21 protein-coding genes and 6 pseudogenes are annotated in these 23,972 nt (G+C 53.5%); 20 read left to right on the plus strand and 7 right to left on the minus strand.

Features of this window, described 5'->3' with window-relative positions:
• Window positions 1-7 precede the first annotated feature (7 nt).
• From RC74_RS14880 to rpsF, 5 genes are all read right to left on the minus strand, one after another.
• Window positions 8-820, minus strand: a complete 813-nt coding sequence (locus RC74_RS14880; protein WP_039002050.1) for a class I SAM-dependent methyltransferase — start codon at window positions 818-820, stop codon at window positions 8-10.
• 182 nt (window positions 821-1,002) lie between these two features.
• The gene (locus RC74_RS14885; protein ID WP_039002051.1) at window positions 1,003-1,707 is read right to left on the minus strand and encodes a hypothetical protein; all 705 of its coding nucleotides are present in this window, start codon (window positions 1,705-1,707) and stop codon (window positions 1,003-1,005) included.
• 158 nt (window positions 1,708-1,865) lie between these two features.
• Window positions 1,866-2,495, minus strand: a complete 630-nt coding sequence (rplI, locus tag RC74_RS14890) for a 50S ribosomal protein L9 (RefSeq protein ID WP_039002052.1) — start codon at window positions 2,493-2,495, stop codon at window positions 1,866-1,868.
• Window positions 2,496-2,507: 12 nt separating this feature from the next.
• Window positions 2,508-2,735, minus strand: coding sequence for a 30S ribosomal protein S18 (gene rpsR / locus RC74_RS14895; RefSeq protein WP_039002053.1), 228 nt, complete (start codon window positions 2,733-2,735; stop codon window positions 2,508-2,510).
• 13 nt (window positions 2,736-2,748) lie between these two features.
• The gene (gene rpsF, locus RC74_RS14900; RefSeq protein WP_039002054.1) at window positions 2,749-3,105 is read right to left on the minus strand and encodes a 30S ribosomal protein S6; all 357 of its coding nucleotides are present in this window, start codon (window positions 3,103-3,105) and stop codon (window positions 2,749-2,751) included.
• 250 nt (window positions 3,106-3,355) lie between these two features.
• On the opposite strand from rpsF, the gene RC74_RS14905 reads away from it, so the two are divergent.
• Window positions 3,356-4,015, plus strand: coding sequence for a hypothetical protein (locus RC74_RS14905; RefSeq protein WP_039002055.1), 660 nt, complete (start codon window positions 3,356-3,358; stop codon window positions 4,013-4,015).
• Between the two features lie 146 nt (window positions 4,016-4,161).
• Window positions 4,162-4,752 (plus strand): YceI family protein, encoded by a 591-nt coding sequence (locus RC74_RS14910; RefSeq protein ID WP_417935160.1) that lies wholly within the window; start codon window positions 4,162-4,164, stop codon window positions 4,750-4,752.
• A 73-nt stretch (window positions 4,753-4,825) separates the two neighbouring features.
• Here RC74_RS14910 and RC74_RS14915 read toward each other — a convergent pair whose 3' ends face one another.
• The gene (locus tag RC74_RS14915) at window positions 4,826-6,010 is read right to left on the minus strand and encodes a cytochrome b/b6 domain-containing protein (protein WP_039002056.1); all 1,185 of its coding nucleotides are present in this window, start codon (window positions 6,008-6,010) and stop codon (window positions 4,826-4,828) included.
• Between the two features lie 168 nt (window positions 6,011-6,178).
• Here RC74_RS14915 and fabD point away from each other — a divergent pair, with 168 nt between their 5' ends.
• The 3 genes from fabD to RC74_RS14930 all read left to right on the plus strand — a co-directional run bounded on the left by fabD (window position 6,179) and on the right by RC74_RS14930 (window position 8,376).
• Complete coding sequence (fabD, locus tag RC74_RS14920; RefSeq protein ID WP_156477490.1) at window positions 6,179-7,114, plus strand: ACP S-malonyltransferase; 936 nt, start codon at window positions 6,179-6,181, stop codon at window positions 7,112-7,114.
• Between the two features lie 9 nt (window positions 7,115-7,123).
• A complete protein-coding gene (fabG, locus tag RC74_RS14925) occupies window positions 7,124-7,861 on the plus strand; it encodes a 3-oxoacyl-[acyl-carrier-protein] reductase (protein ID WP_039002153.1) in 738 nt (245 codons plus the stop codon).
• 281 nt (window positions 7,862-8,142) lie between these two features.
• Complete coding sequence (locus RC74_RS14930) at window positions 8,143-8,376, plus strand: acyl carrier protein (RefSeq protein ID WP_039002057.1); 234 nt, start codon at window positions 8,143-8,145, stop codon at window positions 8,374-8,376.
• A gap of 72 nt (window positions 8,377-8,448) precedes the next feature.
• On the opposite strand, the gene RC74_RS14935 is transcribed toward RC74_RS14930, so the two are convergent.
• The gene (locus RC74_RS14935) at window positions 8,449-9,312 is read right to left on the minus strand and encodes an EamA family transporter (protein ID WP_039002058.1); all 864 of its coding nucleotides are present in this window, start codon (window positions 9,310-9,312) and stop codon (window positions 8,449-8,451) included.
• 106 nt (window positions 9,313-9,418) lie between these two features.
• On the opposite strand from RC74_RS14935, the gene RC74_RS14940 reads away from it, so the two are divergent.
• The 15 genes and pseudogenes from RC74_RS14940 (at window position 9,419) to cysE (ending at window position 23,905) form a co-directional block, all read left to right on the plus strand.
• A complete protein-coding gene (locus RC74_RS14940) occupies window positions 9,419-9,910 on the plus strand; it encodes a MarR family winged helix-turn-helix transcriptional regulator (RefSeq protein ID WP_039002059.1) in 492 nt (163 codons plus the stop codon).
• Between the two features lie 148 nt (window positions 9,911-10,058).
• Window positions 10,059-11,320 (plus strand): annotated as a pseudogene (fabF, locus tag RC74_RS14945) (beta-ketoacyl-ACP synthase II).
• Window positions 11,320-12,474 (plus strand): endolytic transglycosylase MltG, encoded by a 1,155-nt coding sequence (gene mltG / locus RC74_RS14950; RefSeq protein WP_039002061.1) that lies wholly within the window; start codon window positions 11,320-11,322, stop codon window positions 12,472-12,474. The pseudogene fabF and the gene mltG overlap by 1 nt, the downstream one beginning before the upstream one ends.
• A gap of 282 nt (window positions 12,475-12,756) precedes the next feature.
• Window positions 12,757-13,098: a hypothetical protein gene (locus tag RC74_RS14955; RefSeq protein WP_039002062.1), complete on the plus strand. Its 342-nt coding sequence runs from the start codon at window positions 12,757-12,759 to the stop codon at window positions 13,096-13,098.
• Window positions 13,001-14,375: pseudogene (locus RC74_RS14960) on the plus strand (DNA-packaging protein). Before RC74_RS14955 ends, RC74_RS14960 begins: the two are co-directional and overlap by 98 nt.
• A 154-nt stretch (window positions 14,376-14,529) precedes the next feature.
• Window positions 14,530-14,916 (plus strand): annotated as a pseudogene (locus RC74_RS14965) (phage portal protein); the annotation flags it as partial.
• A 20-nt stretch (window positions 14,917-14,936) separates the two neighbouring features.
• Window positions 14,937-15,272, plus strand: a complete 336-nt coding sequence (locus tag RC74_RS14970) for a gene transfer agent family protein (protein ID WP_039002064.1) — start codon at window positions 14,937-14,939, stop codon at window positions 15,270-15,272.
• Between the two features lie 23 nt (window positions 15,273-15,295).
• Window positions 15,296-16,147, plus strand: coding sequence for a rcc01693 family protein (locus RC74_RS14975; RefSeq protein WP_082802321.1), 852 nt, complete (start codon window positions 15,296-15,298; stop codon window positions 16,145-16,147).
• Window positions 16,148-16,159: 12 nt separating this feature from the next.
• Window positions 16,160-16,748, plus strand: a pseudogene (locus RC74_RS14980) (phage distal tail protein, Rcc01695 family).
• Between the two features lie 78 nt (window positions 16,749-16,826).
• Complete coding sequence (locus tag RC74_RS14985; RefSeq protein ID WP_335339596.1) at window positions 16,827-17,585, plus strand: DUF2163 domain-containing protein; 759 nt, start codon at window positions 16,827-16,829, stop codon at window positions 17,583-17,585.
• A 72-nt stretch (window positions 17,586-17,657) separates the two neighbouring features.
• A pseudogene (locus RC74_RS14990) lies at window positions 17,658-18,097 on the plus strand (NlpC/P60 family protein).
• A pseudogene (locus tag RC74_RS14995) lies at window positions 18,097-22,004 on the plus strand (baseplate multidomain protein megatron). The pseudogenes RC74_RS14990 and RC74_RS14995 overlap by 1 nt, the downstream one beginning before the upstream one ends.
• A complete protein-coding gene (locus tag RC74_RS15000; RefSeq protein WP_062628302.1) occupies window positions 21,997-22,473 on the plus strand; it encodes a DUF2793 domain-containing protein in 477 nt (158 codons plus the stop codon). Before RC74_RS14995 ends, RC74_RS15000 begins: the two are co-directional and overlap by 8 nt.
• 257 nt (window positions 22,474-22,730) lie before the next feature.
• Window positions 22,731-23,006 (plus strand): DUF7742 family protein, encoded by a 276-nt coding sequence (locus tag RC74_RS23880; protein WP_470295035.1) that lies wholly within the window; start codon window positions 22,731-22,733, stop codon window positions 23,004-23,006.
• 95 nt (window positions 23,007-23,101) lie between these two features.
• The gene (gene cysE / locus RC74_RS15005; RefSeq protein WP_039002068.1) at window positions 23,102-23,905 is read left to right on the plus strand and encodes a serine O-acetyltransferase; all 804 of its coding nucleotides are present in this window, start codon (window positions 23,102-23,104) and stop codon (window positions 23,903-23,905) included.
• Window positions 23,906-23,972: the final 67 nt, after the last annotated feature.

Here is a 23,972-nt window from a genome sequence, read left to right on the forward strand (position 1 = left end):
CATTCTCTTAAGGAGCACGACATACAAAAGTGGTCGTTTCAAGGGGTATCGTAATGGGACTAGGGCCGAAAGCGCTGTGGAAGGCCTCCAAGATTGCTTCCGCAATCACAGCCGGTTCCACCTCGCCGCGTTGCCGGATTTCGTCGATAATCGGATTGCCGAAAACCAACGCTGTTGCAAAAGCTTCTGGATTTGTAATGGTCTTTTGCAGTTGAATGGTCTCGTGCTCAACATCGTGCCAGCCCGCTTGGGTAAGGTCGGCGCGTACTTGGACGGGATCACCATAGTGGAAGGGGACTTTATAAAACGCGGGAGGATCGTTGGGAAAGAATTTTGCGGCGACGTCATAGGCGATTTGCGCGAACGGGTTCTTGGACATCGCGCTCCACACATTGAAAAGATAGTACCCGTTTTTTTTGAGAACCCGCGCAGCTTCCCGATAGGACGCGGGCTTGTCAGGAAAAAACATCACCCCAAATTGACAAACCATCATGTCGAATTCGGAATCCTCAAAGGGTAAATCCATGGCGTTGGCGATGGTAAAATCGACTACGTCTTTGTTTGTAAACTTGTTTTTGGCCACCTGTAGCATGGGAAGGTTTAGATCCGTAACCTCAAGGCGCGTTTCTGGGGACAAGCGGTCGCGTAGGCGGCGACTTAGAATACCGGTCCCTGCTGCAAGTTCGACGACATTGGTGGCCGGTAAGTTGGCGCAACGCGTTGCGAGCAAATCCGCATAGTCAAAAAATATATTGGGGCCAAGACCGCTGTCATAGTAGCTTGGAATATCCCCGACGAAATTGGATGAGGTATTAGACATTGTCATAACTCCCAATAATTTCTGAACAGTGTTTAGGTGTAAGCATTATAGAGCAAAACGGGTGGAAAAACGAGGTTGAAAATGTCGAGACCTACGGCTCAAGCCGCTGCATGTTTGGGGCATGGAAAAGGGGGCGGGCTTGGCTCTTTTGACGGAGCAGGTAAGCGCGTCCCCCTCCTATTTTAGTCCAAATCGAACGTATAATTTGGTTGGCATTTTTTTGCGTTAGGCTTCTTGATACAGGCCTCTACCAGAGTTGCATATTTGGTGAGGCGTGGATCACCGGGTGTTTTGTATTTTGCCGCCGCATCAAGCAACTCTTGTGCTGTCTCGGGCTCCCCGCTGCGAATGCGTGCGAAAGCAGCGGTCAGATAGATGTACTGTTTTTCCTCATTCGTTGCGACATTTCGGAAGGCGTTGGCGGCTTCGCGATATGCGGCGTAATATTTGGCATTGCCGTAGGAACGGGCGGAATCATATATGTGACCTTGCTGAAGGAGCGTGAACATTTCTGCTTCGGATAGAGTGCCAAGCTCCTTTTCCACAAGGTAGGCCCGTAAATACCGAGAGTCCTTTTGCGATTTTTTGTACCAATCGGTTTTAACCATTGCCTTGAGCTTCGGTATTTCCGAGAGAAGAAAATTTTTATAGATCGGGAAGTCTGCAGTTTTGCAAACAGGCAGATGGGTGATGAAATCGCATGTCGATAATTGAGATAAACTCATCGTAAATTCTTGCTCATAGGAACAAGAAAATGTGCTGACGATTTCGGTCTTAATGCCGCCAATTGGGCAATCTACTCTTTCTTCAAATGCCTCACCCGCCCAAGCTGTTTGGCTTGATACGAGGGCTGCGAAAAGGGCGATGGCCGTAAATTTATGTCTCATAAGGGCTCCTAGAAAATTGCGCGTTTTCAATGTGATCTAGGGGAAGTCTGGGGGGGGGGGCGTTTATTTTCAAGAAAAAAATAATTTAAACTGGGCGCATGAAAAAAAGGCCGCGCAGAATGAACTGCGCGGCCTTCAAATTGCTGGGGAAGGGAAGCTTAAGCTTCGTCTTCGTCCGCAACTGCTTCTTCTTTAGCAGCAGGTGTATAGTCGTCGTCGCCAAATTCATCCGCAGCAGCGCCGATTTCGTCGAATAGCTCGGCGATTTCGAATTCTGCTTCAGCTTCAGCTTGCGCTGCGAGCTCTTGGATAGATTTACCAGAGGCCTGTAGTTCAGCTTCTTCCTTGGAGCGTGCAACGTTCAATTCGATCGTTACAATAACTTCAGGGTGAAGTTTAACAGACATGTTGTGCAAGCCGAGTTCTTTGATCGGGGAGACCACAGAAATTTGCTTACGGTCGATTTCGAATCCACCAGCGGAAGCAACTTCGGAAGCGTCACGTGGTGTGACGGAACCGTAGAGCGAGCCGGAGTCGGACGCGGAACGAATCACAACGAACTGTTGACCGTCAAGCTTGGCGCCGAGCGCTTCTGCTTCAGTTTTGGTCTCAAGGTTTGTGGCTTCGAGCTGGATTTTGCGCGCTTCAAAGGACTCGATGTTCGCTTTGGAAGCGGACAGTGCTTTGTGCTGTGGCAACAAATAGTTGCGCGCATAACCGGATTTTACATCTACAACATCGCCCATTTGGCCGAGTTTTGTAATGCGTTCAAGAAGGATAACTTTCATGATGTGCGCTCCTTACTTAACAGCGTAAGGAAGCAGAGCGAGAAAGCGTGCGCGTTTGATTGCACGGGCCAACTCACGCTGTTTCTTAGCCGAAACTGCGGTGATACGGGAAGGAACGATTTTGCCACGCTCAGAGATGTAGCGCTGCAGAAGACGTGTGTCTTTGTAATCGATCTTCGGAGCATCGTCGCCAGAGAATGGGCAAACTTTGCGGCGGCGGAAAAATGGTTTAGTAGCCATGGTTTAGCCTTCCTTACGTGCGCTCGCGACGACGGTCGCTGCGCTCTTCACGTTTTTGCATTTGAACCGAAGGACCTTCGGCGTGCTCGTCGACTTTGATAGTCAAAACGCGCATTACATCTTCGTGTAGACGCATCAGACGTTCCATCTCTTGGACGGCTGGGGAAGGGGCATCAGAGCGCAAAAAGGCATAGTGGCCTTTGCGGTTCTTGTTCACTTTGTATGCCATGGTTTTAACACCCCAATACTCGTGCTCAACGACTTTGCCGCCGTTGTCCGAGAGGATGGTGCTGAAATGTTCGATAAGGCCTTCGGCCTGCGTGTTGGACAAGTCCTGACGCGCAATAAAGACATGCTCGTATAGTGGCATGCGATCTCCGTTCATATGGGGCGCACTTCAAAGATCGGTAATTCCTTCTGCACCCGATCACGAGAGGTTGCGCTGTTAAAAATGCCGCAGAAGAAGGTGGCCTTATAGCAGGGTAATGAGGGGATGCAAGCCTGCAGGGTAAAGAGGAGCGCTATACAACTATCGCGGTATTAACCAACTGCTGACACAGTTCTGCCGTGTTTGGATTCGAGAATATTAAGCAAGCCTTAATACAAGACAGGAATGTACAATGATCAATCACATGTCAGACAAGAGCAAGTTAATTGCCGCTGCGGCGCGGTCCAAGAAATTCGCGATCCAAGCGACCTCGTGGGGATATGCCGTGCGGATGCCGGGCAATACCGGATTTTGGGCGCGATTTGCGCAGGCATTGGCGGGGGGCGTCGCCCTTGTTTCCATCGGAATCGCCGTTGGGATGTGGGTTATGCCGGGGTCCGAAATGGGGGCCGATATCGCGTTGTTTAAAGCGGCGCTCTCTGGGGTGCTTGTGCTGACGGGTCTTCTGGCGCTTTGGTTTGCGGCGCAGGGCACGACATATGAGTTACAGGTGGACAGTGTGAAGCGCGAGTTGCGCGAAGTTTTGAGCAACAAAAAGGGGCAAAACCTCGTTTTGCGACGGATGCCTTTTAACGATATTCGCAGCGTGATCCTGTCGCGCGATCCACAGCGCAATTTGCCCGGTTATGCGCGCCTTATGTTGCGCCACAAAACGCAGGGGCATTGCATTGATCTGGTGACAGATAAGGACGACCGCCTTGAGGCACTGCGCGAGGTTTTGGCGCGCGATATCCTCATGGGCGAGGCTGAAATGGTGAAAGCATCGGGCGTTACGCCGCGACGTGGTGCGATAGTGCGTCATGAACGCGAAATGCCAATCCCAGCACAATAGGCGCGCGTCAAACTCTGTGCAATCGGTTTTCCGCCGCAAAACTGTGCGCAAGTGCACAGACCCTGTGGAGGGAACGTGGGTTGAGAAATATGCCATCAATGAACATCTAAGCTCCATCAGACATTCAATCTTTTGGAGCTTTAATAATGTTTACCACTACCCTGAAGTCCGCCGTCGTTGCTCTTGCTTTTGCAGGCGTTTCCTCCGCTGCAGTCGCCGCACCTGTTGCTTATAAATTCGATCCAAGCCACAGCCAGATCGTTTTCAAGATCAACCATCTCGGTCTTTCTACAACCACGGCCATGTTCTCGGGTTTTGACGGAAACATCCAGTTCGACCAAGAAGACCCCGCAGCAAGTTCGGTTGAGGTCTCCTTCCCTGTAACGACTTTGTTGACAGGCTGGGAAGCGCGTTATGACCACTTCATGTCGCCAGATATGTTCAACGCATCGGAAAATTCGGACGTGACGTTTGTATCCACAAACATTGAAGTTACAGACGACACCAACGCGAAAATTTCGGGTGACTTGACGATCAATGGCATTACCAAGCCCGTCGTTTTGGATGCGGTTTTGAACGCGGCATTAGAAGAGCACCCTATGGCTAAAACGCCGTGGGCGGGTTTTGACGCGACAGCAACGGTTCTGCGCAGCGAATTCGGACTTGGCGCTTTTGTTCCCTTCGTGGGCGACGAAGTTGAAATCGCGATCTCTGTTGAAGCGATGCAAGCCGAATAAGCTTTCTACACGTCACAAAAAAGGGGCCTCGCAGCGATGCGAGGCCCCTTTTTTGTTGTTGCTTTTGTTGTCGCTACTTGAAGGCGACCAAATCTACCTTGAGGTCGACGTCAAAGCCGAGGCTGCTTTCGTCAGGCATGGCCGCGCCGATGCTATAATCCAGACGCGCCAGCGAGGCCGCACCCGCCATTGTCGCAACATCATCCTCGATGCTGAGAGTGAACGGCAGGGTTAATGGCAAGGTTGTGCCTTTGAGTGTGAGGGTCCCGCGCGCCTCGTACGTGTCGCCCGTTGCGAAAATATCAGCGGCGAACACGGCGGTCGGGTGGGTGGATACGTCAAAGAAGTCGGGCCCCATGGCTTGATCTGTGACAGAGCCAAGGGTGAAGGAGGCGATGGCGACGGTTACTTCGACGTGGCCCTTAGTGTCGCCCTCCAAAGTGGGATCAAAGGCAATATCGGCAGTCCAATCGGCGAAGCTGCCAGTGACGGCGCTACCGAGTTGTTGCACGGTGACGGCCATGGTGCCGCTTTCCACGGTCCAGTCGCTTTGCACGTCTGCGAGGTTGGTTTGCGCGGCGGCAGGGGTTTGCAGACCCAAAAATGTGCCCGCCCCCATGGCGACACCATAGAGAGCGACAGCAATCACCAGCGGGGTTTTGCTGTGGCGTTGCTGTGGCAGGGTCGGGGTGCTCATTTTTCCGGGAAGCATGCGTTTGAGCGTGGAGTCGCGATCAATAAAGGCGTGTTTCAGGGCCCCTGCAATATGCAGAATAAGGGAGGCTAGGAGCAGTTTAGTGAACACTCCGTGCCAGCCAGACGTAATATGCGAGAACAATTCAGATTTTGGGAGTTCGGGGAGGATCGCGCTAAAGGGCCACAGGATCGGCGCGCTAAAGGCCGCGGTTGAATGGTGAAGCCAGCCCGACAGGGGCACAAGAACGAGGGAGAAATAAAGCAGCCAATGCACGGCCTCAGCGGCGGTGGCCTCGGCGGGTTTGTCGGCGTTCAGTAGGCCGGGTTTGGGTTGGGTCGTTGCCCAAAGAATGCGCAGGACGGCCACAAAAAACAGAGTGACGCCGACGGTTTTATGCACACTAAAGAGCCACGCTTTTTGCGCGACCTCGTCGCTCGTTGCCATCGGGAAGTCGTTTGCGATCATGCCAAGGGGGAATGCGGTGAAAATAAGAAGGGCGGTGAGCCAGTGAAAGGTTTTGGTAACGCTGCCATAAAGGGCGGGCGAATTGGTGAGGGCCATGTTTTGCTCCGAAATTGGTTGCGCAAACTATAGGTGCGCGGGGGTGGCAAGCAAAGGCGTGAATACGTGCAGGTACACACAAGTATTGCGCGCGGTTGCAAAGGCGAACATTGCGAAAAGCTGCGCATCGTTGTATTTGAAAAGAAAACTATAAAAGGAAGCGGTATCATGCGCGCATTTGTATTTCCGGGGCAGGGCGCCCAAACCATTGGCATGGGGAAGGCTCTTGCAGAATCTTATCCTGCGTCCAAGGCAGTTTTTGACGAGGTCAATGAGGCGCTTGGCGAGAATTTGAGCGGGATGATTTGGGACGGCGATATTGCCGATCTGACCCTGACACAAAACGCCCAACCCGCGTTGATGGCCACTTCGATTGCCGCGTTGCGCGCGCTTGAGGCCGAAGGTGTTTTGGTGACGGATGCGGCGTTTGTCGCGGGGCACAGCCTTGGCGAATATTCGGCGCTGACGGCGGTTGGCGCTTTGTCACTCGCTGACACCGCGCGGCTTTTGCGGATTCGCGGGGCGGCCATGCAAAAGGCGGTTCCGGTAGGTATTGGCGCGATGGCGGCCTTGTTGGGGCTAGATTTTGCCACCGCCAAAGAGGTGGCCGAGGAGGCTGCACAGGGGCAGATTTGTCAGGCGGCCAATGATAATGATCCTTCGCAAGTTGTGGTTTCAGGCAACAAAGAGGCCGTTGAACGCGCGATTGAGATTGCGAAAGCCCGTGGCGCAAAGCGAGCGATTTTGCTCCCTGTAAGTGCGCCGTTTCATTGCGCGTTGATGGAGCCTGCCGCGCAAATCATGGCGCAGGCTTTGGCAGATGTTACGATTAACGCGCCGTCTGTTGCACTGGTTTCCAATGTGCGCGCCGAAGCGACGACGTCGCCGAGTGAGATCCGCGACTTGCTGGTGGCACAGGTCACAGGCTCAGTGCGGTGGCGCGAATCTGTGGAGTATATGGCAGGCCAAGGCGTGACCGAGGTCTGGGAAATTGGCGCAGGAAAAGCCCTCGCGGGGATGATCCGCCGAATTAACAAAGACGTGGTTTGTCGCGCTGTGGGCACGCCTGAGGACGTTCTTGCGGCAGTTGAAAGCACGAAATAAGGAATGCAAATGTTTGATCTTACAGGAAAATGCGCGCTGATTACGGGTGCGTCTGGTGGTATTGGCGGCGAAATTGCGCGGGCCTTGTATGGTGCGGGCGCCACTGTGGCCCTTTCGGGTACACGGGTTGAGCCGCTTGAGGCGCTGGCGGCAGAACTGGGCGAGCGGACGCATGTTTTGCCCTGTAACTTGAGTGACGCAGCGGCCGTGGATGCGCTGCCGAAAGAGGCGATTGCCGCTATGGGCACCGTTGATATTTTGGTGAACAATGCAGGGATCACCCGCGATCAGTTGTTTATGCGGATGTCGGATGAGGAATGGTCCTCGGTGATTGACGTGAATCTGACCTCCACAATGCGCCTGTGTCGTGGCGTGATGCGCCCGATGATGAAGGCGCGTTGGGGGCGGATTATTAATATATCAAGCATCGTTGGCGCGACGGGCAATCCGGGCCAAGCGAACTATGCAGCATCCAAGGCAGGGATGGTCGGGATGACCAAATCGATTGCCTATGAAGTTGCGTCGCGCGGAATCACCGCCAATGCTGTGGCTCCCGGATTTATTGCGACGCCGATGACGGACAAGCTCACGGATGATCAAAAAGACAAGATCAACGTGCAGATTCCCGCCGGTCGGATGGGAACACCCGCCGAAATCGCCGCAGCCGTTGTATATCTGGCCAGCCCAGAGGCCGCATATGTGACGGGAACCACGTTACATGTGAATGGCGGCATGGCGATGCTCTAGGGCTTAAAAGTGTGGGCATGCCTAAATTTAGGGGATGCCCCGCAACTATTTTTAGAATAGGGTCCGAGTGAGAAAATAATTTGCGCTCTTGATCCTTAAGAATGTATATCTATCTTCTGGAAAGCGTTTGCCTTGGCGGATTGATATGCTAAAGGAAGCGCAGAAGAACCGACAGCGGAATAAGCGTTTGCCGGATTTCCTGCGTTAGCAGGGCTTAAGTCGCCCACTCTGGGCAGGAAAGAAACGGGTGGTTGCACCCTACACTAGAATGAGGAAATAATATGAGCGACATCGCAAATCGCGTTAAAAAGATCGTCGTAGAGCACCTTGGTGTAGAAGAAGAGAAAGTCGTTGAAAACGCTTCCTTCATCGACGATTTGGGCGCAGACAGCCTTGATACAGTTGAATTGGTTATGGCGTTTGAAGAAGAGTTCGGCATCGAGATCCCTGACGACGCTGCAGAAACTATTCAAACTTTCGGCGACGCGACGAAGTTCATTACAGAAGCTTCCTAAGCCTCTTACAGAATTTTTAGCTATAACGGCGCTCCCTTAATTGGGGGCGCCGTTTTTCGTTATTGTGTTTGCTCAACGGTCGGTTGGGGGCTTTTTCCCCTTGGTTTGGGCCAGCCAGACGGCCCAGAGGGTTATAATCGCCCCGCCGATTTGGAGGGGCGAGAGCGTCTCACCTGCAAAGGTCCAGCCAACAAGTACCGCAGTGATTGGACTAAGGAGACCGAGGGCCGAGATGATTTCCGTGTCCTGTGTTGCAAGCCCGCGAAACCAAAGGAAGACCGCGCCAGCCGTGCCGAATCCGGCTAGATAGGCGAGGGCGAGCCAGTTTTGCGCGGTAAAGCTGGGCATTGGCGGCTCGAAAATGGCAGCGAGCCCCGCGATCATGAGGCCTCCGGCAATAAGTTGCCAACTGACGAACCCCACAAGCGAGACTGGCGGCGTCCAGCGGCGGGTGAGGACATTGCCCAAAGCCATGGAGGCGGCGGCCACAATCCCCGCAAGAATGCCGAGGGGATCAAGCGTTGCTGCGGGGGTGAGAACCAAGACCGCGATGCCGAACGCGCCAAGGCTGGCGGCAAAAAGCGAGCGTGGGCGAATGCGGCGGTGCAGGACGATTCTGACGAGGAAGACGACCATCAAGGGCTGAAGCGCACCCAATGTTGCGGCGACACCGCCGGGGAGGGCATAGGCGGCATAGAATAAAAACGTCCAGAAAATGGCGAAGTTTAGCGCACCTAGAATGGTCGCGCGCAGCCACCAGATGCCGTGGGGGATTTCGCGCGAAAAGAGCCATAGCACAAGGCCCGCAGGCAGGGCCCGCCACGCCGCCATACCCATCGGATGGTCGGGCGGTAGAAAGTCTTTGAGCACAATATAGGTCGTGCCCCAAAGGATGGGCGCAAGGGCGGCGAGATAGAGGGTCGATTTGGAAGACATGGGGTTTGTCCTTTCGTCTTGACGTCAAGATAAATAGTTGACCACGTATTGCAAGGTGTATTTCCTTTATTCTTGACGTGAAGATAAAAACCAGCATCCTGTGTGCATGGATCATGTTGACAAAATTGTTGCGCAGTGGACGCAGGAGCGGCCCGAACTTGATGTCGGGCCGATGGAGGTTATTGGCCGCATTGTGCGTTTGGCCAATGTGTTGAACCAAGAGATGGAACGTGTTTTTGAGCGCCACGATTTAACGGCTGCGAGCTTTGATGTACTCGCCACGTTGCGCCGCTCAGGTGCGCCGTTCTCACTCTCGCCGGGGGCGTTGATTGGCAGCTCGATGGTGACCTCTGGCACGATGACCAATCGGATTGATCGGTTGGTGACGGCGGGGCTGGTGGAGCGACGGGGCAATCCAAAGGATAAGCGTGGGTTTTTGATTTGCCTGACGGCGGCGGGGCATGCGCTGATTGATCGCGTGGTGGAGGACCACGTGGCGCGTCAGGCCGAGTTGGTCGGGGCACTGAGCGAAGAGGAACGCGAGGTTTTGGTCAAAATTACGCGAAGCCTGACGGACGCGATTGCCGCTTTGCCTTAATAAATATTGACGCGAAAATAGGGGGTAAGCCGGTTTGGAGGACGAAAGCGGGGGGATTTTATCCGCTAGGGTTGTTTCTTTACCTTGCTCCTTAGGGGGAGAGCACGATATCAAGCAAGGAACAAAAGTTTAAGGCGGGAGAAACGCTATGCGTCGAGTAGTTGTCACAGGTTTGGGAATGGTCACACCATTGGCCGATGGTGTTGAAGAAACATGGAGCCGTCTGATCGCCGGAGAATCTGGGGCAGGGACGATCACGCGGTTTAATCCCGAACGTGTTGCCACCAAATATGCCTGCGAAATCCCTTTGGGGGACGGTAGCAATGGCACGTTTAACGCCGATAAATACATGGAGCCTAAAGACCGCCGTAAAGTCGATGATTTCATCCTTTATGCGATGGCGGCTGCAACCCAAGCCGTTGAAGATTCAGGCTGGGTTCCGGAAGACGAAGAAAGCAAATGCCGCACAGGTGTGATGATTGGCTCGGGCATTGGCGGGTTGTCGTCGATTGCAGAAACCGCGCTTGTTTTGGCGGAAAAAGGCCCGCGCCGTGTTTCGCCTTTCTTTATTCCGGGTGCATTGATCAACCTTGCGTCGGGCCAAGTGAGTATAAGATACGGCTTTAAAGGCCCCAACCACGCGGTTGTGACGGCGTGCTCGACGGGCGCGCATGCCATTGGCGACGCGGCGCGTTTGATCATGTTGGACGATGCGGATGTGATGGTCGCGGGGGGGCAGAAAGCCCGATTTCCGAGATTGGCATCGCGGGCTTTAATGCCTGTAAGGCGTTGTCGACCTCGCGTGGGGACGATCCCAAAACGGCGAGCCGTCCTTATGACAGAGATCGCGATGGTTTCGTGATGGGTGAGGGCGCAGGCGTTGTTGTTCTGGAAGAATATGAACACGCAAAAGCCCGTGGCGCGAAGATTTACGGCGAAGTTTTGGGTTATGGCCTGTCGGGGGATGCGTATCACATTACGGCACCAGCGAGTGACGGCGATGGTGGCTATCGCTCCATGGCGGCGGCGATTAAACGGGCGGGGATTACGCCTGCGGATATTGATTATATCAACGCACATGGCACCTCTACGATGGCCGACACGATTGAACTCGGCGCGGTGGAACGCTTGATGGGGGATGCTGCAGATACGGCGACGATGTCCTCGACAAAATCGGCAACGGGGCACCTTTTGGGGGCAGCGGGGGCGATTGAGGCGATCTTCTGTATTCTGGCGATCCGTGACCAAGTTGCACCGCCAACGCTCAACCTTGAGAACCCTGATGTGACGCCACGCCTTGATCTAGCGCCGCTCAAAGCGGTGAAACGTAAAATTGACGTCGCGCTGTCCAACTCCTTTGGGTTTGGTGGCACAAATGCGAGCGTTATCTTTGGTAAGGTAAAAGACTAATGTGGAAAAATCTGGCCTCAAGCGCCCTGACTTTTCTGGTGCTTATTTTGTTTTGCCTCGGCGGAGTCGCGATGTGGGCGACCAAGCAATATGAAGCCGAAGGCCCACTTGAAACCGCGATTTGCCTGCGTGTGGCTGCTGGGTCTAACATTGGACACGTGGTTGAAAGCGTGGAAAAAGAGGCTGCCGTTACCAGTGGCTTTATTTTCCGCGTAGGCGCGAATTATTCTGGAAAGGCCGAAGCAGTAAAAAAAGGAAGTTTCTTGGTGCCCGCAGGGGCTTCTATGAAAGGCATTCTTGACATCGTGACGGGCAATGGCCGCTCGACTTGTGGGTCGGAAATTGTCTATCGAATCGGGGTGTTACGCAGCGAAGTTCAACTAAGAGAGCTTGACCCTGCGACCAACCGATTTGAAGAAAAATTCGCTTTTGATCCGGTCGCGGACGCGGTGCCAGATGGGTTTGAAGAGGCGCGGCAGAATGCAGATTTGCGGTACCGTGTTGCCCTTGCTGAAGGGGCCACAAGTTGGCAGGTTGTTGAGGCGCTGAAGGCGGCGGATTTCTTGACGGGTGATGTTGATGAAATTCCAGCAGAAGGATGGCTGGCACCGGGGAGTTACGAAGTGGCGTCCGGCGAGACGCGCGCAGAATTACTGGCGGAGATGAAAGATCGGCAAGCGGCGGATTTGCAGGAAGCGTGGTCCAACCGCGCCGCAGATCTTCCGATTGAGACAATGGAGGAGGCGCTTGTTCTCGCGTCGATAATTGAGAAAGAAACGGGGATTGCGGAGGAACGTGGGCAGGTTGCCAGCGTTTTTGTGAACCGCTTGAACCAAGGGATGCTTTTGCAAACAGACCCTACAGTCGTTTATGGCGTGACGGAGGGTAAAGGCGCGTTGGGACGCGGGTTACGCCAGAGTGAGTTGCGCGGAGATACGCCGTGGAACACCTATGTTCACGCGGGCCTACCACCGACACCCATTGCCAATCCAGGGAAGGCGGCGCTCCAAGCGGCGGTCAACCCAGATAGCACGAAGTACGTATTCTTTGTGGCGGACGGGACGGGCGGACATGCCTTTGCCACGACACTTAAGGAGCACAATGACAACGTGGCCATTTGGCGCAAAATCGAAGCTGAGACACCCGAAAATTAGGGGTTTCAGCGGCAGGAAATGAAGGAAAAGGCGTCCGCTTCGGGCGCCTTTTTTGTGCGCGTTTGCGACAGGTTTCCCTTTGTTCTTCGGGAGTTACGTGGGGGTGCGTTCGGTGGGTGTTGCCACGCAACACCTCGACATCATTGATTTTTTCACTCTGATGTGTCAATTTACAGGTCGAGCTAGAAGGGATGTGACCCCGTTAAAAGCGCCATTTTAGAGCGCTAGATTGAGCCACATTTCTCTCGTGCGGGCAAAGCATGAGAGGCGGACAATAAGAATATGACACTTATTACACCCATTGAGGATATTGGCAGTGCCGAAAGCTTGCTTTTGGTGGCCGAAAAACAGGTTCAACGTTTGATCGGTGCCGTCGAAGGCGTCTTGCAAACAAATGAAACAAGCCAAGATTTGGACACGAAGGAGGCCGTTGCGCTTTCGAAGGATTTGTCCAAAGCCTTGCAAACTCTATTTGAGGAAAGGTCGCGCGTTGAAAAACTTCGCAAACAAAAGTCCGGAATTGTCCATGACTTCGCGCTCGACTTTGACCGAGCACGCCTTGACATCGGGAGCCGCTTGGCTCGCTTGCGCAGAGCAAACAATACAGGAGACGTTTCTGAATGAATTAGGGGACGAGTCGCTTTTGGCTCTGCCTTGGTTGTTTGAATTTTGGGCCCTACCGCACCAACTCCCGCCAGAAGGCGATTGGCGCACTTGGGTGATTATGGGAGGGCGTGGTGCGGGTAAAACCCGTGCTGGTGCCGAGTGGATACGGTCGGAGGTAGAGGGGGCGGCCCCCTCGATCCGGGTCGCTCGCGTCGTGTGGCGCTCGTTGGGGAAACGATTGATCAAGTGCGCGAAGTGATGGTTTTTGGCGAGAGCGGCATTTTGGCGTGTTCTCCGCCAGATCGTCGGCCCGAGTGGCAAGCCAGCCGGAAGCGTTTGGTTTGGCCGAATGGGGCGATTGCACAGATATTTTCTGCCCATGATCCAGAGAGCCTGCGCGGGCCGCAATTTGATGCGGCTTGGGTGGACGAGCTGGCGAAATGGAAGCGCGCCGAAGAGGCGTGGGATATGCTGCAATTCGGGCTGCGCCTTGGGGATATGCCACGCCAATGCGTGACAACAACCCCGCGTAATGTGCCGATTTTAAAAGGTATTTTAGGGAATAAGTCGACGGTTGTGACACAAGCGCCAACCGAAGCAAATCGCGCCTATTTGGCGGCGAGTTTCCTTGAAGAAGTGCGTGCGCGGTATGCGGGCACCCGTTTGGGGCGGCAGGAATTGGACGGCGTTTTGCTTGAAGATACCCAAGGCGCGATGTGGACGCTTGGGACGTTGGATCAGGCGCGGGTCAATGAGGCCGACAATTTAACACGCATCGTTGTGGCGGTTGATCCGCCTGTGACGGGCCATAAAGGGTCTGACGAATGTGGGATTTTGGTGGTGGGCGCGCGCACTGTGGGCGAGCCGAAGGACTGGTACGCCGTTGTGTTGGAAGACGCGACGATCAGCGGGGCCGCGCCCAGCGTTTGGGCGCAAGCCGCACTGGATGCGATGGAGCGCCACGGGGCCGATTGTTTGGTGGCCGAGGTCAATCAGGGCGGTGATTTGGTGGAATCGGTGATCCGCCAGTTGGACCCGATGGTGAGTTACAAAGCTGTGCGGGCAAGCAAGGGGAAAGCGGCGCGGGCCGAACCCGTGGCGGCGTTATATGCCCAGGGACGCGTGCATCATTTCGGGGCGTTTACAGCGCTTGAAGATCAGATGTGTCGCATGACGCAGCAGGGGTATGAGGGCAGGGCAGCCCCGACCGTGTGGACGCGCTTGTTTGGGCGATCACTAATCTTTTGATCACCCCAAACAAGATGGCGCAACGCCCCCGCGTACGCACACTTTAATAACCCGTAAGGGATTTGTGAGAGAGTGGTTTCAACGAGAATGGAACCAAAAATATCCATTCTTATTCATATGTGTCAATAGTTTACCGATTGGGAATTCTGATGGCCCGCCCGGTGGGTGTTCTTTTAGGCGAAGAAACAGGAGCTTCTTCAGATGGTATTTGATTTCCTAAAACGCGGCGAGAAGGTTGCGGCAACTGGCCCAACTGCCACCAAAGCTTCCGCCACAGGACCGGTGGTTGCGTATCACGGTTCCGGGCGTGTGGCATGGAGCCCGCGGGATGTTGTGTCCCTCACCAAAACGGGTTTTGCGCACAATCCTGTGGGCTTTCGGTCGGTCAAGATGATCGCGGAGGCGGCGGCGGCCTTGCCATTGGTGCTTCAGGATCGGGAACGTCGGTATGAGGATCATCCGATCCTTTCGTTGATTGCATCGCCAAACGGGGCGCAAGGACGGGCGGAATTGTTTGAAAACCTCTATGGTCAGTTGTTGCTGACGGGGAATGGGTATCTTGAGGCGGTTGCGGCGGATGAGGGCGCGCTTCAGCTCACAGCGCTGTAATGGCGAATCCGTGGGCAGGAGTGGTTGAGCTTACTCTGGATGGGGAACGTCGCGCTCTCAAGCTAACGCTTGGGTCACTCGCACAGCTCGAAAGTACGCTGGCAACGGGAACGCTCATTGACTTGGTTGATCGTTTTGAGGCGGGAAAATATTCAACCCGTGATGTTCTGTCGCCCATCGTGGCAGGTCTTCGCGGCGGTGGGTGGCAGGGGCGCGGTGAGGATTTGCTGCAAGCAGATATAACCGGCGGACCCATTGAAGCGGCCCGTATTGCCGCACAATTGTTGGCCCTTGCGTTCACAATCCCCGGAACCTCTGAAGCCAGAGCGCTCTAGTGGCGATTGGAGAAGGATACGGTATGGACTGGCCTTCGCTTATGCGTGCGGGGCTTCGCGGATTGGACCTTCAACCAGAAGAGTTTTGGCGACTCACTCCGGCGGAATTGATGATGATGTTGGGCCGTGAGGACCAACAAATGCCCCTGAGCCGCAACCGGCTTGAGGATTTGTCGCGCCTGTATCCCGACGTTTTGAACACACAAAAAATCAGGAGCGCGATCATGACCCAAGATGTAGATGGTGTTGGCCAATTTGATGAGAGGGTCGACTCCCTTGAAAACAGCATGAGTGGTGCGGTGGCAATGGCGGCCGCATTTGATGCAGAATTGATCAAGATGCGCGAAACTTTGAGTGCAACGGGCAACGAAGTTGATACGCTCTCGAAGGGAATTGGACGCGGGTTGCGGCGGGCATTTGACGGCATGAAGCTTTCGGATGCTCTCAATACGGTAGCTAAATCGATGATCGATACCGCTTATGCTGCGGCAATCAAGCCAGTCACAAACCAACTCGGTGGAATTATTGCGACTTCGGTTAGCAATGCGGTCTCCGGCGCGATCCCATTTCAAAATGGTGGAGCGTTTACGCAAGGCAAAGTCATGCCGTTTGCAAAGGGGGGCGTGATTTCCAGCCCGATGAACTTTCCGATGCGTGGCGGCATGGGCTTGATGGGGGAGGCGGGTCCTGAAGCGATCATGCCTTTGGCGCGGGGGGCAGATGGTAGCCTCGGGGTGAAAACCCAAGGGGGAGGCCGCCCCGTGAATATTACCATGAACATTAGTACCCCAGATGCGCAGGGGTTGCAGCGCAGTCAGGGACAAATCGCGGCGCAGTTAAGTCGTGCCATGGGACGTGGTCAGCGCAACGCGTAGGGAGGAATTACGATGGGTTTTCATAAAGTTAGATTCCCGACGACGTTGAGTTTTGGGTCCGTTGGTGGACCCGAGCGCAAGACCGTGGGCACATTCCCGGCGTCGCTATGATGCGGGTGTTGCCATGCGTTCCCTTGACGATATCGAGTTGTTGATTTCGTTTTTTGAGGCGCGTCGCGGACAACTTCATGGCTTCCGGTGGAAAAATTGGTCGGATTTTAAATCTGGACGTCCCTCAATGGAACCAACGTTTGAGGATCAAGTCATCGCGCATGGGGACGGATTGCAGGCCGTGTGGCAACTCAATAAGACTTACGAGTCTGGGAGTTACACCTATACACGGCCTATTAAAAAACCCGTTGAAGGGACTGTTCGTCTTGGGGTCCAGGGGGATATTCTAAAGGAAAGTATCGATTTTGATTTCGATTTTTCGACGGAGCTCGTCACATTCTCGCACCCACCAGATGTAGGCGTTGCGATCACGGCCGGTTTTGAGTTCGACGTTCCTGTCCGTTTCGATGCCGATAGAATCCACACGTCCGTTGCAAGCTTTCAAGCGGGTGATGTGCCGAATGTGCCGATCGGTGAGGTGCGTGTATAATGACACTTTCTCCAGAACTGAAAACGCATCTTAGGTCGGGTATCACGAGTGTGAGCCGCTAGTTGGGCCGTTACGCGAATAGATGGTGTTTCGCTCGGCTTCACAGATCACGACGAAGATATTGCCTTCGACGGTGTTGATTTTCTTGCCAATACGGGGCTGACGGTACGTGCGTTGCAGCAAACAACGGGCCTCGCAGTTGACAATACAGAGGCCCTTGGGGCGCTCAATAGCGACACAATCCGCGAAGAAGATATCGCCGCGGGTCGCTATGACGGGGCGCAAGTTCTGGCATGGCTTGTCGATTGGCAGAAACCAAGCGAAAGAACGCTCCAGTTTCGTGGCACTATCGGAGAACTGACACGTGGAGATGGGGCATTTCAGGCTGAATTGCGCGGCCTAACGGAAGCGCTAAATCAACCCCAAGGACGGACCTACCAAAAGCCTTGCTCTGCTGTACTGGGAGGTCATTCTTGCCGCTTCAATCTTGATACCGCTGGCTATGCCGCTACGCGTCCTGTTGAGTCAATCAATAATGCGCGCGAGTTGTTCTTTGATGACTTTCTAGGGTTTGACGATCGGTGGTTTGAACGTGGTCGTTTTGAGGTCCTTAGCGGGCATGCAAAAGGGCTTGTTGGCTTTATCAAGAATGATCGCCTTACGGACAAAGGTCGCACGATAGAACTTTGGGAAGCCCTTCGATTGTCGTTGGATTCCGGTGACCTTGTGCAGTTTGAAGCTGGATGTGACAAACGTACAGAAACATGCCTGTTGAAATTCCAGAATTTTCTAAACTACCAAGGCTTTCCTGACATCTCTGGGAAGATTGGCTTATGAGCTATCCGTCATCGGGAGACGTTAACGATGGTGGTCAACTTGTTTCCCACAAAAAACAGTTGAGGTGGGCTGATGCAAAGCGAGTTGATCGTACAAGCCGCGCGTTTGTGGCTTGGGACACCATACCGCCACCAAGCGTCGCAAAAAGGCGCGGGCACTGACTGCCTAGGTCTTTTACGTGGGGTTTGGCGGGAAGTATTGGGGTTTGAGCCAACCCGGGTGCCAGCCTATAAGAATGACTGGAGCGAACCTCAGGGGGGGGGAGAACTCTGGGAAGCCGCGCTTGTGCATCTAATTCCAAGGCCCTTGATCATGCGGCAATGGGGGACGTTCTGTTGTTTCGGATGCGCGTTGGCGCTGTTGCTAAGCATCTTGGCATTCAAGGGAATGTCGGATCTGAGCCAAGTTTTATTCATGCATATTCAGGGCACGGGGTGTTGGAAAGCCCCCTGAGTGCGCTGTGGCAGCGCCGAATTGTGGCCCGATTTGAGTTTCCCGAGGAGGGGGCCTAATGGCGACGATAGTTCTTTCAGCGATTGGTTATAGTTTAGGCGCCTTTTTTGGGGGAGCTGCACTTGGCATTTCGTCTGCGATCATTGGGCGCGCTGTTGGTGCGACCCTTGGCCGAGTTATCGATCAACGCCTTATGGGGTCTGGATCACAGGCCGTCGAAACCGACCGCGTGGATCGGTTCCGGATTATGGGGGCGAGCGAAGGTACCGCAATCCAACAACTCTATGGGAGCATGCGCGTACCCGGGCAGGTAATATGGTCCACGCGCTTCAAAGAAGAAAAAAGCACCACGCGTAGTGGTGGCAAAGGCGCGCCCAGAGGCCCATCCGTCACGAGTTACGCCTATTCGGTAAGTGCTGCGGTTGCGCTGTGTGAAGGCGAGATTACACGGGTTGGTCGTGTTTGGGCCGATGGCGTTTAAATATCTTCCGAAAACTTGAATATGCGCGTTTATCTGGATGACAGTACCCAGATGCCCGATCCGAAAATGGAGGCAATTCAAGGAGCGGGAAATGTACCTGCCTATCGTGGAATTGCTTATATAGTGTTTGAAGATTTGCCGTTGGGGCAGTTTGGGAACCGGTTCCCGCAGTTTAGTTTTGAAGTTGTACGACCCGCGCAACCCGACATCTCAAATGCTGTCGATGATCCCGTCAATATGATTGAAGGCGTGGCTTTAATACCAGGGACGGGGGAATATGCATTGGCCACTACGCCAGCCCATTTCTAGGGCGGCTTAGGTGTGAACTCTTCCGTCAACGTCAATTTTGCGTCGGGGAAAACAGATTTTTTGACGTCTATGGATGCGCTCCGAGAAGAGTTGCCCGCGTGTAAATCTATATCGTTGGTTGTGAGTTGGTTTGGCGATGATTTGCGGGCCAGTAGTTGTTCACTGAAACCGAAAGTTGGACAAACCACTTCTGATGGCTTCGGAATGCCGTGGCAGGTTTCTAGTTTGGATCGTTTAAGCGCTGAAGAGATCGTCAAAATAGACGACCGAACCATTTACGGAGGCACCCCCACGGACCAATCGGTGATTGAAGCTATTACTGACATCAATGCCGCGGGGCAAGATGTCGTTTTTTATCCGTTTATTTTGATGGACCAAATCGACGGAAATGGATTGCCCGACCCATACACTGGGGCTGCCGATCAGCCAGCCCTTCCGTGGCGCGGTCGAATAACACTTTCTGTTGCCCCTGGGCAGTCTGGTTCACCTGATAAAACTGTGGTCGCCGAGGACGAGATCGAGAGTTTCTTTGGCACGGCGTCAGCGAATGATTTCAGCCAAACAACAACTGGTGTGACTTACACGGGGCCAGATGAGTGGAGCTATCGCAGGTTCATACTTCATTACGCCCATTTGTGCGCGGTCTCTGGTGGGGTATCGGCATTTTGTATTGGCTCGGAAATGCGCGGTGTGACGCAAATGGGAGCTTTCCAGCAGTTGCGCAATTGGTTTCGCTTGCTGCAGATGTTCGCAGCATTCTTGGGAGTGAAACAAAAAATGGATATGCGGCCGATTGGAGCGAATATTTTGGGTATCATCCACAGGATGGTTCTGGTGATGCGCTGTTTCACCTCGCCCCCCTCTGGGCGTGTGCAGATATCGATTTTATCGGAATTGACAACTATATGCCGATGTCTGACTGGCGTGAGGGGCAAGATCACCTCGATGCGTCTTGGGGCTCGATTTACAATTTGGACTACTTGAAATCCGACATTGAGGGCGGGGAAGGCTACGACTGGTACTACCATTCCTCAGAAGCGAGAGCTGCCCAAATCCGCACGGCAATTGAAGGTGGGGCGTATGACGAAGCATGGGTTTGGCGCTATAAAGATATAAAGAACTGGTGGCAGAACCCTCATCATGAACGCATAAGTGGGATACGTCAGGCCACATCAACAAATTGGACGCCTGGTAGTAAACCAATCTGGTTTACGGAAATCGGCTGTGCCGCTGTAGATAAAGGTACAAATCAACCCAACAAATTTATTGATGTAAAATCGAGTGAAAGCAGCCTTCCGAACCACTCGGATGGCACGCGTGATGACTTCGTTCAAATGCAATATTTACGCGCTCTGTATTCCTATTGGAATACCCCCGCCAATAACCCTGTATCCGATGATACTGGAATTCAAATGCTCGACATGAAAAAAGCGCATGTTTGGGCATGGGATGCGCGACCCTACCCATATTTTCCAAACGCCCTCAGTGCTTGGGGCGACGGTAAGAACTATGAGCGCGGTCACTGGCTGAACGGTCGTACTGGTGCAAGGTCCCTTTCCTCAGTTGTCGCTGAGATATGTGAGAGATCGGGCGACAAGGATTACGTTACATCGAAGTTATACGGGTACGTGCGCGGGTATCAGGTTTCGGATATTTCTGGCGCACGTTCAGCTTTGCAACCGCTGATGCTTGCTTATGGATTCGAAGCTATTGAGCGCGACGGCACTTTGGTTTTTAAAACGAGAAACGGCTTGCCAGATTTGGATATTGAAACTGAAAAACTTGCGATCCTTCCAGACCAAGATGCTCTCGTTCAAACTTCAAGAGCGCCCATTGCGGAAGTGGCTGGCCGAATTCGCCTGACCTTTGTTGAAAACGATGGCGATTTTGAAGTTCGCGCTACAGAGGCCATTCATCCAGATGAGGTGACTTATATGGTCTCCCAGTCTGAGTTGCCACTTGCTCTGACGCAAACCGAAGCGCGCGCAATTGTAGAACGCTGGTTGACAGAAAGTCGGGTTGCTCGTGACACTGTGCGCTTTGCTATGCCGATGTCAGAAATGGAGATTGGTGCTGGAGATATTCTACGCTTTGAAGAAGCCGGTGGGGAGGCGCTCTATAGGGTTGATAATGTAGAACAGGGGGGGGCTCAAATTCTGGACGCGGTGCGCGTGGAGCACGAGATTTACACGCCAAGTGACGCCACATCGGAGCCAATTGGCGTTCGGGGGTTTACCGCTCCGGTTCCCGTGTATCCGGTTTTTTTGGATTTACCACTACTGTCAGGGGACGAAAATCCCAACGCTCCTCACCTTGCGATTACCGCAACGCCTTGGCCAGGGTCAGTTGCTGTTTATGGATCTTCGGAAGATGCGGGGTACACGCTAAATACACTTATCGGTACATCCGCAACCATAGGTGAGACACGAACTGCATTGGTTGAAGCCGGTACTGGTTTGCCAGATCGTGGCGAACCACTTCGGGTAAAAGTTTACGGAGGAGCCTTGTCCTCCACGACTTGGGAAGGACTGTTGAACGGGAGGAATTTAGCCGCCATCGGGGATGGAACTAGCGAGAAGTGGGAGGTGTTCCAATTTGCTGAAGCCACTCTCGTTGACAAAGATACCTATGAATTGAGTCAGCGGCTTCGCGGTCAATTGGGCAGTGACGCAATCGTCCCAGATAGTTGGCCTGTGGGAAGTCACTTTGTTTTGCTGGATGGTACGCCCCAACAAATCGACATTTCGGCCGCCTCACAAGGGCTGGAACGTTATTATCGAATAGGTCCATCGACACGGTCTTTCGACGATCCGAGTTATGTTTACATTAGTGAGGCTTTTCAAGGCATAGGCTTGCGCCCATATGCGCCGGTTCATGTTCAAGGAAAGCATGACGGAGCAAACTTGGAAGTGTCGTGGATCCGGCGCACTCGATTTGGCGGTGATACTTGGTCAGGAATTGATGTCCCTTTGAATGAAGACTCCGAAAGCTACCTTTTGCGTGTTTTGGACGGAAATAATATCGTCCGAGAGGTCATGACGACCTCCTCAAACTACACCTATACCGCAGCTCAGATCGCCCAAGATGGTGTGAGCGCTCCCTTTGGGTTGGAAGTTGCCCAAGTCTCCCAGCGTTTTGGTGCTGGCCCCTTTAGAAGGATTGAAATCAATGACTAATACTGGAAATTTGGGCTTGCCATTGGTACAGCCGAGCCAAGCGCAAAAGCATATTACGGTCAACGAAAGCCTCGCGAAACTGGATGGGTTAACCCAATTGATTTTGATCTCAATTTCAACGGGGACGCCGCCGTTGTCCGCGTCGGACGGGGCGTCCTATGGTGTGCCAATCGGAGGGGTGAATGCATGGGCTGGCCATGATGGCGAGGTCGCAATTTATTCCAACGGTGGGTGGGTCTTCTCCATTCCTCAAACGGGCTGGCGAGCCTGGATTGCAGATCACGCTTATTCAGCCCTGTTTGACGGTTCAAATTGGACTCAAGGAGCCCTTGCACAATCACCAAACGGAGCGAAATCTGGGTTCTCCATCTTGGAATTTGATCATGTTATTTCCGCAGGAAGTTCCAATTCAACTGTTGTAGTGATTCCCCCCATGCGATGCTTTTTGGCGTATCGGGAGTGGTCGTGAGCGACGTGACTGGGACGCTGACAAGTTGGAGTTTGGGGAAGTCTGGGTCCCTGAGTCTGTTTGGAAGTGGCCTGGGCCTCGCATCAAATTCCTATGTACGTGGTACGTTGTCGTCCCCGTATACCGAGTACAGTCCTACCTCCCTACTTTTAACGGCCGACGGAGGTGATTTTGCAAGTGGGACTGTTCGTCTAGCCATCCACTATTACTCACTCACGATTCCTAGCATTTAAATGCGGCCTGTCTTGCACGGGGATATGACCGCAGCGGCGCGCGCTCTTCTTTGTTTTCCAGAGAGGAGGCGTGTTAGTACTTTTCAACTCATGCTGACGGAGGCAGAGGCTGCGGATAAATACCGAAAATCCACCGGCCGGTGTCATCCGCTATGGGGAAACGGTAGCCTTATGGCGGCGGCGAATATGCGTCCTCAAGCAAAGGAGCCGTACTTGGATGATTTGGAATACTGTGGGATTTTAGCGCAAACATTTGAATGTTTATTGGCGTGGCGCATGAAGCAACGAAACCGAGCATAGTTCCATAACTTCTTCGAATATGTTGTATCACACCTTTGCGATTGTTGATTTCTCCCTATCTGTTGTAGACTGGGGTGAAATTGAAAGGGTACATCATGGCGAAAGCGCAGAAAAACATTAGTGAGATTGATCCTGTCTGGTCGCGAATTTGCCATGAAGCAGAGGAGGCGGTGCGTGACGAGCCTTTGATGGGCGGCATGTTACACGGCTCGCTCCTGCATCATGCATCCCTAGAAGGTGCTTTGGCGTACCGTTTGTCGTTAAAACTGGCGTCGCCGGAAATGTCGGAACAGATACTGCGGGAAATTGCAGATCAAGCTTATGCCGACGATCCGAGTTTGATTGAAGCCGCGCGTGCAGACCTTGTTGCCGTGAATGAACGGGATCCTGCCTGTAATCGCTATATTCAGCCCATCCTTTACTTCAAAGGATTTCAGGCCATGCAAGCCTATCGGATTGGGCACTGGTTGTGGAAAAAAGAGCGTTTCGATATGGCGTTCTTTTTACAAATGCGTATTTCCGAAGCCTTTGGCATAGACATTCATCCCGCAGCTCGTGTTGGCAAAGGCATTATGATGGATCACGCCCATTCGATTGTTATCGGTGGCACCGCAGTGGTTGGCGACAACGTTTCAATCTTGCAGTCGGTGACCCTAGGTGGCACGGGCAAAGAAAGCGGCGACCGCCACCCGAAAATCGGTGATGGCGTCTTGATTGGCGCTGGCGCGAAAATTCTTGGCAACATTAAAGTCGGACGTTGCAGTCGGATTGCGGCAGGTTCGGTTGTACTTCACGAAGTACCGCCATGCACAACTGTTGCTGGCGTGCCTGCCAAGGTTGTGGGCGAAGCGGGATGCCCTCAGCCTTCGATTTCAATGAACCAAGTGATCGGTAAATAGGGATTTACGAACACTGAAAGCAAAAAACGCCGGCGCTTCACAGCGCCGGCGTTTTTGTTTGAACAGT

The organism is Falsihalocynthiibacter arcticus, assembly GCF_000812665.2.
GTDB lineage: Bacteria > Pseudomonadota > Alphaproteobacteria > Rhodobacterales > Rhodobacteraceae > Falsihalocynthiibacter > Falsihalocynthiibacter arcticus.